A 15,406-nucleotide genomic window follows, 5' to 3' on the forward strand; every position below is an offset into this window, starting at 1 on the left:
GAATTGAACAACTCTTCAATCCTACGGGACTCGGACGCACCCACACCCGGGAGGGGCGCGCCTCAGGCCTTCTTCAGCGTGATCTTGCGAGGAACCCCGGGGCTTCAGCCCCGGGAGGAATCGCATCCTCGATAACGCGGCGCGGAGCGCCGCGGGCCTGCTGTGCTCGTCCTCGCCGACCCCTGCCGACCGCTGCGCGACGGCGAGGTGGACCTGGTGCTGACCCGGCTTCCCGTCGGCGAACCGGGCATCAGCACTGGTCCCGTTGTCCTGTCCGAGCCACGGGTGCTCGCCGTGTCCGCCCGCCAGTGTCCGTACGCCCGACGCGCGTCCGTCAGCCTGGAGGACCTGTCCCGCGACCGTACGTTCCGCCCGGCCGGCAAACCCTCGCCGGACTCAAGGCTTCGGCGAAGTCGCGTGAGGTCCGGTTTGTGATCATGCGAGGCCGAGGAGGGCCAGCGGGCGTCGTGGGTCGCGGGCGTTGCGGCGGAGGCCGGCCGCGATGTTGGTGGTGCCGGCCGGCTTGAGGGCGCCGATGGCCAGGTTGCGCCAGGTCGCCACCGCGCGCGGCGGGTTGCCGGTCCGAAGGTGGGAGGCGTCCTCGGCGAAGGCCGTGTCGCGGACGTGGTGCAGGGCCTCCACCTTGCAGTGGTCGCGGATCAGGTTGGCCAGTTGGGCCGCGGCGGGTTGCTCGGTGGTACGGAGCAGGTTGTTTACGGTGGCGACCTTGATCCGGTGGATCTCGGACCGTCCGTGACCGGTGCCGCGCGTGCGGCCCTGGAGCGGGATGTCCTTCCAGGGAAGGGCTTTGAGCTGCGTGCGGAGGTTCTTCTGGTTGCCCTTGATGATCACGATGCAGTGGGCTCGGCGCCCGGGGAGGTAGGCGGTGTGCTCGCGCTGGGTGACGACCACGTCGGCCAGGTCGGCGACCCCCTCCAGATGTCGTCGAGTGCGTGGAGCGGGTGAAACGAGACGTCCGTCACAGCGGGGAGGATGCATTATTGACTATATTGGATCCAATGATCTGCCGGCTCCCACCGCAGCCGAGAAGGAGCGCCCCCTTGGACCCCAGCATCGACATCCCTCGGTTCCCGACCCCTCACTTCCCAGACGTCGAACCCATGCTCATCGACGGCGTCCGGACCACGGGTTCGGCGGGCGAACGGATCGCGGTCCTCGATCCCGCGACCCAGCGGCAGCTGACCACGGTGCCCCAGGCAGGTCCCGCCGATGTCACCGAGGCCGTCGCCGCCGCCGCGCGGGCGCACCGCGACCGGCGGTGGCGGGGACTACCTCCGGCCCGGCGCCGGGATGTGCTGGTGCGGCTGGCGGAGCTGGTCGAGTTGCACGCCGAGGAACTCGCGGTGCTGGACACCCTCGACAACGGCAAGGCGATCGAACGGGCTCGGGGCGATGTGTCGCTGGGCCTCCAGGCCATCCTGCACTTCGCGGGCACGCCGACGCGGCTGGAGGGCCGGGTGCATGCCTCGGCTCCGGACCGCCATGTCTACAGCGTCCGTGAGCCGGTGGGGGTGGTGGCCGCCGTCCTGCCCTGGAACTTCCCCTTCATGATCGCCGCCTGGAAGATCGCCCCGGCGCTCGCGGCAGGGTGCACGGTCGTCGTCAAGCCGGCCGAGCAGACCCCGCTGACCGCCCTGCGGCTGGCCGCGCTGTGCCTGGAGGCGGGTGTTCCGGACGGCGTCGTCAACGTCGTCACCGGCGACGGCCGCACCGGCGCCGACCTGGTCGTACGTCCTGAGGTGGCCAAGGTGACCTTCACCGGCTCCACGGAGGTCGGCCGGCGGATCATGGCCGCCGCGGCCCCCTCCGTCAAACGGCTCACCCTCGAACTCGGCGGCAAATCGCCCAACATCATCTTCGCCGACGCCGACCTGGATGCCGCCGTGCCCGCCGCCATCCGCGCGGTCTTCGGCCACTCCGGCCAGATGTGCACCGCCGGCAGCCGCCTGCTGGTCCAGCGCCCGGTCCTGGACGAGCTGCTGGAGCGGCTGGTCCCCGCTGTCGAGGCGCTGCGGATCGGGCCCGGCCTGGCGGGCGGGATCAACATCGGCCCGCTGGTCTCGCAGGAGCAGTACGACCGGGTCAGCGGCTACCTCGACGTAGGACGAGCGGAGGGCGCCAAGGCGATCACCGGCGGCCACGCGCTCCCCGAACGGGGCTGGTTCGTCGAGCCCACCGTCTTCACCGACGTGACGCCCGGCATGCGGATCGCCCGCGAGGAGGTCTTCGGCCCGGTCGCCGCCCTCATGCCCTTCGACACCGACGAGGAGGCCGTGGCCCTGGCCAACGACACCGAGTACGGACTCGCCGCCGGGGTGTGGACGCGCGACCTGGGCCGGGCCCACCGCATGGCGGCGGAGCTCGAGGCCGGGACCGTATGGGTGAACACGTACAACGAGTTCGACCCGGCCGTCGCCTTCGGCGGCATGAAGCAGTCCGGCCTCGGACGCGACCTCGGGGACGCCGCCGTCGAAGGGCTCACCGAGCTCAAGAGCATCACCGTGGCGCTGTGAGCGCCACCCTCGGGGCCGCCGCCACCGAAGCCATCGATGTGCGCGCCGAGCGCGCCCGCACCCCTGGGTGCGCCACCGGGCACCACTTCAACTCCGCCGGCGCCGCGCTGCTGGCGACCGGGACCGTCGAAGCGGTCGTCGCCCACCTGGAGGACGAGTCGCTGCGCGGTGGCTACGAGGCCGCTCGCGAGGCACTGCCCCGGCTGGACGCCGTATACGCCCGCGTCGCCCGGCTCGTCGGCGTCACCCCCGCCGAGGTCGCCCTCGTGGAGAGCGCCACCGCCGGCTGGCAGCGCGCGGTGTCCGCGTTGCGGCTGCGGCCGGGCGACCGGGTGCTGGCCGCGCGTTCCAGTTACGTCAGCAGCGCGCTGCAACTGCTCGCCGCCGAGCGGGAGCGCGGCATCCGCGTGGAGGTGCTGCCCAACGGCCCCGACGGAGCGGTGGACCTGGCCGCCCTGGAACGCGCCCTGCGGGCCGGGCCGGTCGCACTGGTCACCGCGGCCCATGTGCCCACCTCCTCCGGGCTGATCGAGCCGGTCGAGGGGATCGGCGCGCTGTGCCGCGCGCACGGCGCGCCCTTCCTGCTCGACGCGACCCAGTCTTTGGGCCAGCTCCCGGTCGACATGGACGCCATCGGCTGCGACCTGCTGATCGGCACCGGCCGCAAGTTCCTGCGCGGCCCCCGGGGCACCGGGATGATGGCCGTACGTTCCCCGCTCCTGCCCCGCCTCGAACCGGAGGCCCCCGACGTCCGGGGCGCCCTGTGGACCGCCGAACGCAGCTGGGAACTGGTCCCCGACGCCAAGCGCTTCGAGCTCTGGGAGGCCGCCCACGCTCTGCGTCTCGGCCTCGGCAGTGCTCTCGCCGACCTGGCCGGCCTCGGCGTGCCCGCCGTCGCCGCCCATATCGCCGCCCTCGGCTCGCGGTTGCGCGAACGGCTCGCCGCCCTGCCCGGCGTACGCGTCAGCGACCCTCCGGCGGCAGGCGGCGGCATCGTCACCTTCGTCGTCGACGGCTTCCCCGCCACCGAGGTCCAGCGCGAACTGGCCCGCCGCCGGGTCTTCCTCACCACCGTCCCCGCCTCCCACGGCCGCTGGGACATGGACCCGCGCGGGTTCGGCGGCGTCGTCCGCGCGTCCGTCCACGTCTACAACGACGAAGCCGACCTCGATGCGCTGGTGGACGGCGTCCGCGAGATCGCCCCCGCTCCGGCGCCAACGGCCCGTGTCACGCGTGCCCGTACGGTCGACGCCGTCGTCGTCGGCCTCGGGGTGCACGGCAGCGCGGCCCTGCACCAACTGGCCAGGCGCGGCCGGAGCGTGGTCGGGCTGGAGCGGTTCCGCACCGGCCATGACCTCGGGTCGTCGCACGGGGCGACGCGGATGATCCGGCGCGCGTATCCGCACCCGGTGTGGGACGGACTGGTGGACACCGCGTACCGGGCCTGGCGGTCGCTGGAGGACGAGGCCGGGGTGGAGCTGGTCCGGACGACGGGCGGGGTGTACGCCGCTCCGCTGGGCCGGGCGGATCCGCTGCGGGGGCCGGGCTGCCGGGAGATCGGCCGGGAGGAGGCGGCCGAGGCGTTTCCCGGGCTGCGGCTGCCCGCCGGGTACGGCGCCGTGCACGACCCGCGTGCCGGGGTGATCGACGCGGAGGGCACTCTCCAGGCGCAGTTGGCGCTGGCGGCGGCGGCCGGGGCCGAGATCCGTGACGGCCGGGCCGTGACGGGGTGGGAGCCGGACGGTGACGACGGGGTCGTGGTGCACAGCGCCGACGGCTCCACGGTCCGGGCGCGGCGGCTGGTGCTGTGCGCCGGGCCGTGGACCGGGGCGCTGGTGCCGTCGCTGGCGCCGGCACTGAGCGTGATCCGTATCGTCAACGCGTACTTCGCCGCCGATCCGGCCGGGCCGCTGGGCGCCGACGCGCTCGGCGCCTTCTCGGTGGACCTGCCGGAGGGGCTGCTGTACGGGATTGCGGCGCTGGACGGGCGCGGGCTCAAGGTCGGCCTGGACAGCGGTCCGCCGTGCGATCCGGACGCGCCCCGGGCGCCGGTCTCGGACGCGGAGCGGGCGGTGCTGGCCGATGCGGTGCGGCGGCTGTTCCCGGCGGCCGGGGCGCTCACGGAGGACCTGAGTTGCCTGTACACGATGACGCAGGACCGCAGGTTCGTGGTCGGGGAACTGCCGGGGCAGCCGCGGGTGCTGGTCGCATCGGCCTGCTCGGGGCACGGTTTCAAGTTCGGGCCCGTGATCGGGGCGGCACTGGCCGATCTGGCCTGCGGTGAGGAGCGGCCGGACCTCGCTTTTCTGTCGCCCGCCCGGCTGCCGCTGGGCGCCGCCCGATGACCGGCCGGCGCCTGACGGCGTCATCCCCGTCAGCCCCGGAAGACGGTCTGCGAGCGGCGTTCGTACCACGCCGCCAAGTGCTCGCCGGAACTGATGACATGGGTGTGCATGGCGTCCCTGGCCCGTTCGGCGTCGCGGTCGGCGAGGGCCTGGATGATCTCGTCGTGCTGGGCGATGTTCTCGCGGCGGTGCCGTTCGTCGTCGGCCAGCGCGAGGGAGGAGACGTTGCGCGGGAAGCTCTCGTTGACCCGGGCGACCATCCGGCTCAGCCAGGGATTGTCGGCCGCCTCGCAGATGACGGTGTGGAAGCAGTCGTTGGCCGAGGTCGTCTCCGGGTTGCCGACCGTATCGGGGGAGCCGGTCGCCGGGGCGTGGGCGTCGGCCGCGCGGCGCAGTACGTCGTTGTGCTCGCGCAGCATGTCGAGCTGGGCGGCGGTGATGCGGTCCGCGGCACGGCGGGCAGCGAGTCCTTCGACCTCGGCGCGGACCTCGTACGCCTGCCGGACCTCCCAGGGGGCCGGCACACGGACGACCGCGCCCCGGTTGGGGAGGACTTCGATGAGGCCGCCGCTCTGCAGTTGGCGCAGCGCCTCGCGCACGGGGGTGCGGCTGACGCCGAACTCGGTGGCGAGGGCGGCCTGGCGCAGCGGCTTGCCGATGGCGAACTCACCGTTCATGATCCGCGCGCGGATGCTGGCGGCGATCTCGTCGACGAGCGGTGCGTCGTCTGTCTGAGGCGTCATCGCGGTCGGTCGGGCCCTTCTGGTGGCTCTGGTTGTCATCGCGCGCGGGCGCGGGAAAGAAGGCGGGATAAGCAGCGCTGGGGCAGTTTTGCACGTCGGCGCGGTTGTCCGCAGGAATCCCAAGTTGGATCCACTCTTCACGCATGCGCATCCAATAGGAGGATACCGTGAGTCCGGACTTCGCAAAGGCGATCGACGTCTCCCTGCCGATCCACCCCGGGATGCTCCACTGGGGCCGCCGCCCGGAAATGGAGGTGGTGGAGTCCAGGTCGGACGGTGCCGCCTCCAACGTCAGCCGCTGGCGCATCGGAGCCCACACCGGTACGCACATCGACGCGCCCGCGCACTTCATCGACGGCGGGAAGACGGTCGACCAGGTGGACCTCTCCGCGATGAGCGGCGTCGCCCGGGTCCTGGACCTCACCCATGTGAAGCAGCAGATCACCGCCGCCGACCTCGACGCGGCGGGGCTCGGCAGCGAGCAACGGGTACTGCTGCGGACCAGCAACTCCGCCACCGTGCTGCGCAGCCCGTGGAAGTCCCCGCACTGGGTCGGGCTCGCACCCGACGGGGCTGAACGGCTCATCGAGGCCGGGGTCCGGCTGGCCGGCATCGACTACCTCAGCATCGAGGCGGTCGCGTACACCACGCACTGGGAGACCCACCAGCTGCTGTGCGGGAGTGACGTGGTGATCCTGGAAGTAGTCGACCTGCTGCACACCCCGGCCGGGCTGTACGACATGATCTCGCTCCCGGTGCCGCTGGTGGGCGCCGAGGCCGCTCCCGCGCCGACCGTGCTCTTCCCGAGGGACGACGCGTGACCGCGCCTTCCCACAGCGGCGCGGTCGCCGTCGCCGCTCCGCACCCCGCTGCCCTGGAGGCGGCACGCGCCGCGGTCGCCCGGGGCGGCAACGCGGTGGACGCCGCGCTCGCCGCCGCCGCGGCGCTCACCGTTGTCTACCCGCACCAGTGCTCGCTGGGCGGCGACCTGGTGGCGCTCGTACGGCACCCGGGCGGTCAGGTGCGCGCGGTGCTCTCGGCCGGGGCCGCCGCCGAGGCCGTGGACGTCGCCGCGCTGCGCGCAGCCGACGACCGGATGCCCGCCCAGGGGCCGCAGACCGTCACCGTGCCCGGGGCGGTGGCCGGCTGGACCCTGCTGGCCTCGCTCGCCGGTACGGACGGCGCCCTGTGCCACGCCCTGCGGGACGCTGCCGCACTCGCGTCGGACGGCAGCGCCGTGTCGGCGGGCCTGGCCCGCGCGATCGCGGGCCGGGCAGATGCCGTACGGGCCGACCCGGGGCTCAGCGCCCTCTTCGCCGGCCCGGAAGGGGGCTTGCTGGCAGAGGGCGCGACCCTGCGGCAGCCCCGGCTCGCCGCTGTGCTGGACGCGCTGGCGGACGACCCGGACGCCTTCTACCGAGGCGGCATCGCGGATGCGTTGGCCGCTGGGCTTCGTACGGCGGGCAGCCCGCTCACCGCCGCCGACCTGGCCGCCCACCAGGGTGAGACCGCCGAACCCCTGCTGCTCGACGCCGGCTCCGCCCGCTGGTGGGCGGCGCCCCCACCCTTCCAGGGCGCCACGCTGCTGGCGGTGCTGAACGCAGCGGCGGTAGGCGGGCTGCCCGCCGACCTGATCGAGCTCTGCCACTCCGCGGCCGCCGCCCGCGACCTGCTGCTGGGCGACCCCCGCCGCGCCCCCGTCGACCTCGCAGGCCTGATCCGGCCGGCCCCGGTGCCCGTCGGGGCGGCCCCCGCGCCGCTGTGCCGCCCGGCGGGGGACACCGTCGCGGTGACCGCCGTCGACACCTCGGGGCTCGCTGTCTCCCTGATCCAGAGCGTCTACCAGACCTTCGGCTCGGGCATCTGCGACCCCGGCACCGGCATCGTCCTCCACAACCGCGGCTCCGCCTTCAGCCTCGCCCCCGGGCACCCCGCCCTCATCGGCCCGGGGCTGCGTCCCCCGCACACCCTGTGCCCGGTGCTGGCCGAGACCCCGGACCTCCTCCTCGCCGCCGGGTGCCAGGGCGGTCGCGCCCAGCCCCAGATCCTCGCCCAGACCGCTCCCGCGCTGCTGGACGGCATAGCCGACCCCGCCGCCGTCCTCGCCCGCCCCCGCTGGGTCATCGGCTCCCGCGACATCGGCCACCCCGCCCCCACCCTCCTCGCCGAACCCGGCTCCCCGGCCGCCGAGGCGGGCCCCGCCCTCGCCGGGCTGCCGGTCGCCGTCACCGGTGGCCCCTCGGACCTCGCCGGCCACGTCCAGGCCGTCCGTCTGGCCGCCGGGCGGCTCGACGCCGCGTCCGACCCGCGTGCGGACGGCGGCGCCCTCGTGCTGACGGGCCCGGTCCGATGACCGCGCTGCGCGGCGTCGCGCTGCCCACAGGCTCTCAGTCGCCGGACGGGCTGAGCGTGAGCCACTCCGGCGGCTGCGTGGCCGCGCCGGGTTCGCGGCCGGCTTGGCACTGCCGGACCGCGCCGTCGGGCATCTCGCCGTCGCGGCGGGGGTGCGTCTGCCCGGCGGTCAGCTCTGCATGGAGGAGCCCGCCACGCCCGGGATCCCTCAGCCCGGGCGCGTCCGTGCCGCCGCCCGGTGGTGCGCACCCGACACGGTGCGGCCCTCGACGGCCCGGCTCAGCAGGCCGCCGTATCCCGCCGGTTGCCTCTCTCCGCCGGGCGGACCGCAGTCGAAACGCCGCACACCGGCGGTGCCGAAACCGCCGCAACCCACAGTCGTACCGAACAGGAGAAACCGCATGAGCACCCTGGCACCCGAACCCGAGGCGGCGCCTGGGCCGCACCCTCTCGACCCGCTCACCACGGGGGAACTGGCCGCCGCCGTGGGCGCGTTGCGGGCCGACGAACGGGTCGGTGACCGGTCCCGGTTCTGGGGCGTGACCCTGGACGAGGACCACGCCCGCAACGCCGCTCCCGGAGACCCCCGCCGGGCCCGCGCGGTCGTGATGGACCCGGCGGCGCACACCGCGCACGAGGTGGACCTCGAACTGGGTGACAAGCCCCGGGCCACGGACTGGCGGCCGCTGGACGTACGCAATCCGGGGTGCACCTCCGAGGAGGCGCGGGCGGCGGCAGCGGCCTGCCGGCAGGACCCGGCGTTCCGGGCCGCGCTGGCGAAGCGGGGGATCCATGACGTGTCGCTGGTGATGGTGGACCCGGAGTCGATCGGCGGCTTCGAGCCGCCCGAGTACAAGGGCCGCAGGCTGACCTGGGGCAGCGTCTGGCAGCGCACCACCGAGGACGACAACGGATACGCCCGACCGGTGCAGGGCGTGGTGCCGATCATCGACATGGAGCGCATGGAGGTGCTGCACGTCGAGGACCACGGTGTGGTGCCGCTGGCCCCGGAGGCGGGCGACTTCACAGCCGGGGCCGTACCCGAGCGCGCCGGACTGCGCCCACTGGACGTCGTACAGCCGCAGGGCCCGAGCTTCAGCGTGCACGGCCGGGAGATCCGCTGGCAGGGCTGGTCCGTGCGGGTCGGCTTCACCCACCGGGAGGGGCTGGTGCTGCACGACCTGAACTTCAACGACCGACCGGTCGTCCGGCGCGCCGCGGTGAACGAGATGTACGTGCCGTACTTCGACACCGCTTCCACCCAGTACCGCAAGAACTTCTTCGACTGGGGCGAGTACGGCGCCGGCCCGCTCACCAACTCCCTGGAGCTGGGCTGCGACTGCCTCGGCGTGATCCAGTACTTCGACGCGGCCGTGCTCGGCGGCGACGGCGTCCCGCGCGTGATCCCCAACGCCGTGTGCCTGCACGAGGAGGACGACGGCATCCTCTGGAAACACCACAACGGCCGGACCGGGAAGACCGAGGTGCGCCGCTCCCGCCGCCTGATCATCTCCAGCTTCGCCACGGTCGCCAACTACGACTACGGCTTCTACTGGTCGCTGTACCAGGACGGCTCGGTCCAGCTGGAGATCAAGATGACCGGCATCCTGTCCGCCACCGGCGTCGATGACGACGAGGACACCCCCTACGCGCGGCGGGTGGCCCCGAACGTCGCGGTCACCAACCACGGGCACTACTTCGCCGTCCGCCTCGACATGTCCGTCGACGGGCTGCTCAACCGGCTGGTCGAGGTCACCGCCGAGCACGAACCGGACCCGGCGCTCGACCTGTACGGCAACGCCGTCCGCGCCGTCGTCCGGCCCGTCACGAGGGAGTCGGAGGGGGGCCGCAGCACCGATCCGTCGCGCGCGCTGCACTGGCGGGTGGAGAGCGACAGCGCCCGCAATCGGATGGGGGAGCCCACCGCCTACCGCGTGCACGTCGAGAACACCGCCGTGCTGCCGGTCCGGGCGGACAGCGTCTGTGCGCGCCGGGCGCCGTTCGTCGGCAAGCAGCTGTGGGCGACCGCGTACGACGCGCGGCGCCGCTTCATCGCCGGGGAGTACCCGAACCAGGCCGAGCCGGGCGCGGACGGGGTGCACGTCTGGCAGCGCGAGGACCGTTCACTGGAGCCGGCCGAGCTGGTGCTGTGGGCCACGGTCGGTACGTTCCACTTCCCCCGGCCGGAGGAGTGGCCGGTGATGCCGGTGGCGAAGGCGCGGCTGCGGCTGGAGCCGGACGGCTTCTTCGACCGCAATCCCGCGCTGGACGTCGCGGTGCCGGGCGGGGGGCACGCCGGGGCGCAGGCCGAGGGCTCCTGTTGCGGATGACCCATGAGCCTGGCGGCGGTGCCCTGGCCGCCCCCGGCTGGGCGCCGGCGCTGCTGGTGTTCGCCGCCGTGATCGGCGCGCTGTCGCTGCGGGTGGCGCTGCGCCCGGAACGGCTCGCGCTGACGCCGAGGGCGCTGGGCGCGGGAGTGGCGGGGGCGGGTGCGATGGCGTTGGCGCTGTGCCCGCTGCCGGCCGGACCCACCGCCATGCCGCACCTGTTGGCTATGGTCCGGTTCGAGCTGCTGGCGGGGCCTGGCGCGCTCCTGGTGGCGCTGTCGGCCCGTTGGACCGGCGGGGCCCTTGCCGTACGGGGCGGTCCGCTGGGGGCGGTGTTGTGGACTGTCGCCCTGTACGCCTGGCATCTGCCGTCGCTGGGCGGGCTGGCGGGCCCGGCGGCGGCGTTGGGGGGCTGCCTGATGTGGGGGGCGACCGGGCGCTGGGCGCTCGCGGCGCATCTGGCGGCGGTGCCGCTGGGTTGTGCACTGGTGCTCACGTACGACGCCGACGAGGCGGCGGCCGGGGTGTTCATGCTCGCCGTCACGGCCGTCATGGTGGCCGGGCTGCGGAGTTACAGCACCGCAAATATTGGATCCAATCTAGCCACTCGTGGATCCTTTGCCCTACGCTCGACCCAGCACTCGGAAGGAGACCCGTCCGCATGCGCGACGAAGAGAATGTCCGTCTCACCAGGACCGGCCTCGGCACACCCGCCGGGGCCTGGATGCGCCGCTACTGGCAGCCCATCGCCCTGACCGAGGAACTCGACGGCGAACGGCCACTGGTGGCGCCCCGCGTCATGGGCCAGGACCTCGTCCTGTTCCGCGACGACTCCGGCGAACTCGGCCTCGTGGACCGCGGCTGCCCGCACCGTGGCGCCGACCTGGCGCTGGGCCGGATCGAGGACGGCGGCCTGCGCTGCTGCTTCCACGGCTGGCTCTTCGACCGGAACGGCGCCTGTCTGCAGACCCCCGCCGAGCCCGAGGACAGCCCCCTCGCCTCCCGGGTCAGGCTCGGCTCGTACCCCGTACGGGAGATCAACGGCATCGTCTGGGGCTACCTCGGCCCCGGCGAGCCCCCGGCCCTGCCCGCGCTCGACTGCTACCAGGCGCCGGCCACCCACACCTTCGCCTGGAAGGGCTACCTGGACTGCAACTGGCTTCAGGCCCTGGAGGTCGGCATCGACCCGGCGCACGCCTCCTACCTGCACCGCTTCTTCCAGGACGAGGACCCGAACGCCGGTTACGGCAGGCAGTTCCGCGCCGCCTCCCGGGGCACCGACCTGCCGATGTCGAGGATCCTGCGCGAGTACGAACGGCCCGCCATCGACGCCGAGCGCACCGAGTACGGCATCCGCATCACTGCCCTGCGCGCCCTGGAGGGCCTCGATACGGACGGGACCCCACTCGACGGCAGCGCATCCCACGTGCGCGTCACCCACCAGGTCTTCCCGCACGCCTTCCACATCCCGCTGGACGCGGAGACCGCCATCACCCAGTGGCACGTGCCGATCGACGACACCTCCAGCTACTGGTACGCGATCTTCTCCAGTGTCGGCGGACCGGTCGACCAGGGCGAGATGCGTCGCCAGCGGGTCGGCGCCGTCACCCTGCCCGACTACAAGCCGCGCTTCGGCCGCCACAACAACTACGGCTACGACCCCGCCGAGCAGGCGACGGAGACCTTCACCGGACTCGGCTACGACATCAACGTCCACGACCAGTGGGCCGTCGAGGGCCAGGGCCCCGTCCAGGACCGCACCCGCGAGCACCTGGGCCGCTCGGACAAGGCCATCGTCATGTACCGGCGGATGCTCGGCGACGCCATCGGCAAGGTCGAGCGCGGCGAGGACCCGCCGCTGATCCTGGACGAGGAGGCTGCCGCGCGCATCCTCGGCCCGGTCACCCTGGACGGCATCGGGCCGACCCAGGACTGGCGGGCCCACTGGGACGGGATCGCCGGCAAGCAGCGCGCCGAAAGCACCTGGGCGCAGCCGCTGGACACCGAAGCATGAGCGAAACCGGACTCATCGAGCGGCACGGCCTCTGGACGCCCGAACAGACCGCAGCCGCAAGGGAGATCGAGGCCCGCGTGGCCGCCGGCGAGATCGACGTCGTACGCCTGGTCTTCGCCGACCAGCACGGGCTGCTGCGGGGCAAGACGGTCACCGCCGGCGAACTTCCCAACTGCCTGCGCGACGGCACCGGTATCGCCTCCTCGCTGCTGGCCAAGGACACCTCGGGCCGTACCGTCTTCCCGCTCTTCACCGCCGAGACCCCGCTCGGGCTGCCCGAACTCCGGGGCGCCGCCGACATGATCATGGTGCCGGATCCCAGCACCTTCCGGATGCTCCCCTGGTCGCCCGGGTCCGGCTGGATGCTCTGCGACCTGCGCTTCGGCTCGGGCTCGGCCGTGCCGTTGTGCACCCGGGGTCTGCTGCGCTCGGTTCTGGCGCGGGCCGACGGCCTCACCTACCGCACCGGCCTGGAGGTGGAGTTCCACCTCTTCCGGCTCACCGACCCCCGCACCGGCCCCGCCGACCTCGGCCAGCCGGGCAGCCCGCCGGAGACCGCGATGCTCAACCACGGCTACCAGTACCTCAGCGAACTGCGGTACGACGAGCTGGACCCGATGCTGGACCTCCTGCGGCGCAACCTCGAAGGGCTCGGCCTGCCGCTGCGCAGCATGGAGGTCGAATTCGGCCCCAGCCAGGTGGAGTTGACCCTTCAGCCCGCCGACGGGCTCGGCACCGCCGACTCGATGGTGCTGCTGCGCAGCGCCGTCAAGCAGGTCGCCGCCCGCCACGGCCACCACGCGACCTTCATGTGCCGGCCCCAGCTGCCGCAGGTCTTCTCCAGCGGCTGGCACCTGCACCAGAGCGTCCTGCGCGACGGCACGAACGCCTTCGCCTCTGACGGACCGTCATTGTCCGCGTTCGGCACGGCATTCCTCGGCGGACTGCTCCACCACGCCCGCGCCACCAGCGCGTTCAGCACCCCCACCCTCAACGGCTACAAACGCTTCCGCTCCTTCTCCCTCGCCCCCGACCGCGTTGTCTGGGGCCAGGACAACCGCGGCGCCATGGTCCGCGTCATCACCGGCGCCGGCCCCTCCGCCGTACGCCTGGAGAACCGCATCGGCGAACCCGCCGCCAACCCCTACCTCTACCTGGCCTCCCAGCTCGCCGCCGGCCTCGACGGCGTGGCCCGCGACCTCGACCCCGGCCCCTCGGCCGACGAGCCGTACGCGACCGAGGCCGTACCTCTCCCCAGGTCGCTGCGCGAGGCCCTGGACGCGCTGGTGGCCGACCACGCGCTGGCCGGCCACCTCGGCAAGGACTTCATCGACTACTACGTCGGCATCAAGCGCGCCGAGATCGACCGCTTCGACCAAGAGGTCACCGACTGGGAGCAGCGTGAGTACTTCCGAATCTTCTGAACGGGTGGTGCTGGTCCGCCAGGCCCGCTGGGCAGCCGAGGGCGTCCTCGAACTCCAACTCGCCGACCCCGCCGGGGCGTCGCTGCCACTCTGGGAGCCCGGCGCACACCTGGACCTGGTCCTTCCCTCAGGGCTGCGCCGCAGCTACTCCCTGTGCGGCGACCCCGCGGACCGGGACGTGTGGACCATCGCCGTACGCCGGGAGCCCGACGGCCGGGGTGGTTCGCGCGAGGTGCACGACACCGGCCTCGTCGGCCGTACCCTCACCGCCCACGGCCCGGTCAACCGCTTCCCGCTCGTGGACGCCCCCGGCCACCTGCTGCTCGCCGGCGGCATCGGCGTCACCCCCCTGCTCGCGATGGCCCGTGCTCTCCAGCGCGCCGGGCGCCCATGGCGGATGGTCTACGCGGCCCGCGACCGGCAATCCTTCGCCTACGCCGACGAACTGACCCGCCTCGGCGGCGAGGACCAGGTCCGCCTGGTGCCGGAGCACAAGCAAGGCCGCCCCGACCTGGCCGCGGAGCTGGCCGCCGTACCGGCCGGCCACGCCGTCTACTGCTGCGGCCCCGAGGGCATGATCGAGGCGATCACCCGGCTCTGTGCCGACTCCGTACCGCCCCGGGACCTCCACGTGGAGCGCTTCGCCGCCGCGTCGGAGCCCTCGGACGTCCCCGCCGACGGCTTCGAGGTGTATCTGCGAAGCTCTGACCTGCGGCTGCGGGTCCCGGCCGACCGGTCCCTGCTCGACGTGGTCCGCGACCACCTCCCCGGCGTGCCCTACTCCTGCGAGGAGGGCTACTGCGGCACCTGCGAGACCCCCGTCCTGGCCGGTCTCCCCGACCACCGCGACACCGTGATCGACCCGTCCGAGCGGGAAACCGCCACCACCATGATGATCTGCGTCAGCCGTGCGGCGGCCTCCGCAGTGCTGGAACTCGACCTCTAGGAGCCCCTGTGCAACCCGTGATCGGCAATCCCGTCCTCGTCGTCGTCGACGTCCAGGGGGTGAGCACCGGCAAGCGCGACAGCGGCATCTCCACCATGGGCGGCGCGAGCCAGCGGCTCCCGCGCTACGTCAGCCTGGTCGACACCGCCCGCGCCCACGGCGTGCCCGTGGTCTTCATCCAGGAGGTCCACAAGCCCTCGATGGTGGACATCGGCCGCGAGCTCGACGGTTCCGAGGGGCCACACTGCGTCGAGGGCCTGCCGGGAACGGAGATCGCCGCGGACCTGAACCCGCAGCCCGAGGAGTTCGTCGTACGCAAGCGGCGCTACTCCGCCTTCTTCGGCACCGAGCTGGAGATCGTCCTGAAGGCGTACAAGGCCTCCACCCTCTTCCTCATCGGCGGCCTCACCGACGTCTGCATCCACTACACGGCCGTCGACGCCCACCAGCACGACTACCGCATCCGGGTGCTCACCGACGCCGTCGGCGGCTCGTCCAAGGCCGCCCACGACGCGTCCCTGGCCGCGATCGAATACCTCCAGCGGGACGCGCTGGTCACCAGCGACGAGGTGCTGGAGTACTTCGCGTCGCTGTGACGCGCACGGTGACGTGGCCGGGGGGGGGGGCCGGGGCCACGAACCCCCCCCCCCCCCCACCCCCCCCGGACGGGCGGGTGCGCCCACCGCAGCCCCCACCCCCACACAGTGCGGCCCGCCCGCAG

13 protein-coding genes are annotated in these 15,406 nt (G+C 73.3%); 11 read left to right on the forward strand and 2 right to left on the reverse strand.

Going from position 1 to position 15,406, the window contains the following annotated elements; all coding sequences use genetic code 11:
- Positions 1–162: 162 nt before the first annotated feature.
- Positions 163–435 (forward strand): LysR substrate-binding domain-containing protein, encoded by a 273-nt coding sequence (locus ACFXJ5_RS38580; RefSeq protein ID WP_384642311.1) that lies wholly within the window; start codon positions 163–165, stop codon positions 433–435.
- Here the strand turns inward: ACFXJ5_RS38580 and ACFXJ5_RS38585 are convergent, their stop codons facing one another.
- Positions 436–912 (reverse strand): hypothetical protein, encoded by a 477-nt coding sequence (locus ACFXJ5_RS38585; RefSeq protein ID WP_384642313.1) that lies wholly within the window; start codon positions 910–912, stop codon positions 436–438.
- 149 nt (positions 913–1,061) lie between these two features.
- Between ACFXJ5_RS38585 and ACFXJ5_RS38590 the strand changes: the two genes are divergently transcribed.
- Positions 1,062–2,534, forward strand: coding sequence for an aldehyde dehydrogenase family protein (locus tag ACFXJ5_RS38590; RefSeq protein WP_384642316.1), 1,473 nt, complete (start codon positions 1,062–1,064; stop codon positions 2,532–2,534).
- On the forward strand, positions 2,531–4,879 hold the full coding sequence (solA, locus tag ACFXJ5_RS38595) for an N-methyl-L-tryptophan oxidase (protein WP_384642319.1): 2,349 nt from the start codon (positions 2,531–2,533) through the stop codon (positions 4,877–4,879). The genes ACFXJ5_RS38590 and solA overlap by 4 nt, the downstream gene beginning before the upstream one ends.
- Before the next feature lie 29 nt (positions 4,880–4,908).
- On the opposite strand, the gene ACFXJ5_RS38600 is transcribed toward solA, so the two are convergent.
- Positions 4,909–5,622 carry a GntR family transcriptional regulator gene (locus ACFXJ5_RS38600; RefSeq protein WP_384642321.1) on the reverse strand — a complete coding sequence of 238 codons (714 nt, stop codon included), beginning with the start codon at positions 5,620–5,622 and terminating at the stop codon, positions 4,909–4,911.
- Positions 5,623–5,789: 167 nt separating this feature from the next.
- Between ACFXJ5_RS38600 and ACFXJ5_RS38605 the strand changes: the two genes are divergently transcribed.
- The 8 genes from ACFXJ5_RS38605 (at position 5,790) to ACFXJ5_RS38640 (ending at position 15,281) form a co-directional block, all read left to right on the forward strand.
- On the forward strand, positions 5,790–6,443 hold the full coding sequence (locus ACFXJ5_RS38605; protein WP_384642324.1) for a cyclase family protein: 654 nt from the start codon (positions 5,790–5,792) through the stop codon (positions 6,441–6,443).
- Positions 6,440–7,975: a gamma-glutamyltransferase gene (locus tag ACFXJ5_RS38610; protein ID WP_384642326.1), complete on the forward strand. Its 1,536-nt coding sequence runs from the start codon at positions 6,440–6,442 to the stop codon at positions 7,973–7,975. Before ACFXJ5_RS38605 ends, ACFXJ5_RS38610 begins: the two co-directional genes overlap by 4 nt.
- Before the next feature lie 400 nt (positions 7,976–8,375).
- Positions 8,376–10,304, forward strand: coding sequence for a primary-amine oxidase (locus ACFXJ5_RS38615; RefSeq protein WP_384642329.1), 1,929 nt, complete (start codon positions 8,376–8,378; stop codon positions 10,302–10,304).
- Positions 10,301–11,056 carry a hypothetical protein gene (locus ACFXJ5_RS38620; RefSeq protein ID WP_384642332.1) on the forward strand — a complete coding sequence of 252 codons (756 nt, stop codon included), beginning with the start codon at positions 10,301–10,303 and terminating at the stop codon, positions 11,054–11,056. Before ACFXJ5_RS38615 ends, ACFXJ5_RS38620 begins: the two co-directional genes overlap by 4 nt.
- Positions 10,963–12,315 carry a Rieske 2Fe-2S domain-containing protein gene (locus tag ACFXJ5_RS38625; RefSeq protein WP_384642335.1) on the forward strand — a complete coding sequence of 451 codons (1,353 nt, stop codon included), beginning with the start codon at positions 10,963–10,965 and terminating at the stop codon, positions 12,313–12,315. Before ACFXJ5_RS38620 ends, ACFXJ5_RS38625 begins: the two co-directional genes overlap by 94 nt.
- The gene (locus ACFXJ5_RS38630) at positions 12,312–13,739 is read left to right on the forward strand and encodes a glutamine synthetase family protein (RefSeq protein ID WP_384642338.1); all 1,428 of its coding nucleotides are present in this window, start codon (positions 12,312–12,314) and stop codon (positions 13,737–13,739) included. The genes ACFXJ5_RS38625 and ACFXJ5_RS38630 overlap by 4 nt, the downstream gene beginning before the upstream one ends.
- Positions 13,717–14,685 carry a PDR/VanB family oxidoreductase gene (locus ACFXJ5_RS38635; protein WP_384642340.1) on the forward strand — a complete coding sequence of 323 codons (969 nt, stop codon included), beginning with the start codon at positions 13,717–13,719 and terminating at the stop codon, positions 14,683–14,685. Before ACFXJ5_RS38630 ends, ACFXJ5_RS38635 begins: the two co-directional genes overlap by 23 nt.
- Positions 14,686–14,693: 8 nt before the next feature.
- On the forward strand, positions 14,694–15,281 hold the full coding sequence (locus ACFXJ5_RS38640; RefSeq protein WP_384642343.1) for a cysteine hydrolase family protein: 588 nt from the start codon (positions 14,694–14,696) through the stop codon (positions 15,279–15,281).
- Positions 15,282–15,406: the final 125 nt, after the last annotated feature.

This window comes from Streptomyces sp. NPDC059373, assembly GCF_042751495.1.
Taxonomy (GTDB): domain Bacteria; phylum Actinomycetota; class Actinomycetes; order Streptomycetales; family Streptomycetaceae; genus Actinacidiphila.

Coding starts and splice junctions, on each gene's coding strand:
- ACFXJ5_RS38630 (WP_384642338.1), top strand. CDS start 12,312: ATGAGCGAAACCGGACTCATCGAGCGGCACGGCCTCTGGACGCCCGAA.
- ACFXJ5_RS38625 (WP_384642335.1), top strand. CDS start 10,963: ATGCGCGACGAAGAGAATGTCCGTCTCACCAGGACCGGCCTCGGCACA.
- ACFXJ5_RS38620 (WP_384642332.1), top strand. CDS start 10,301: ATGACCCATGAGCCTGGCGGCGGTGCCCTGGCCGCCCCCGGCTGGGCG.
- ACFXJ5_RS38600 (WP_384642321.1), bottom strand. CDS start 5,622: ATGACGCCTCAGACAGACGACGCACCGCTCGTCGACGAGATCGCCGCC.
- ACFXJ5_RS38615 (WP_384642329.1), top strand. CDS start 8,376: ATGAGCACCCTGGCACCCGAACCCGAGGCGGCGCCTGGGCCGCACCCT.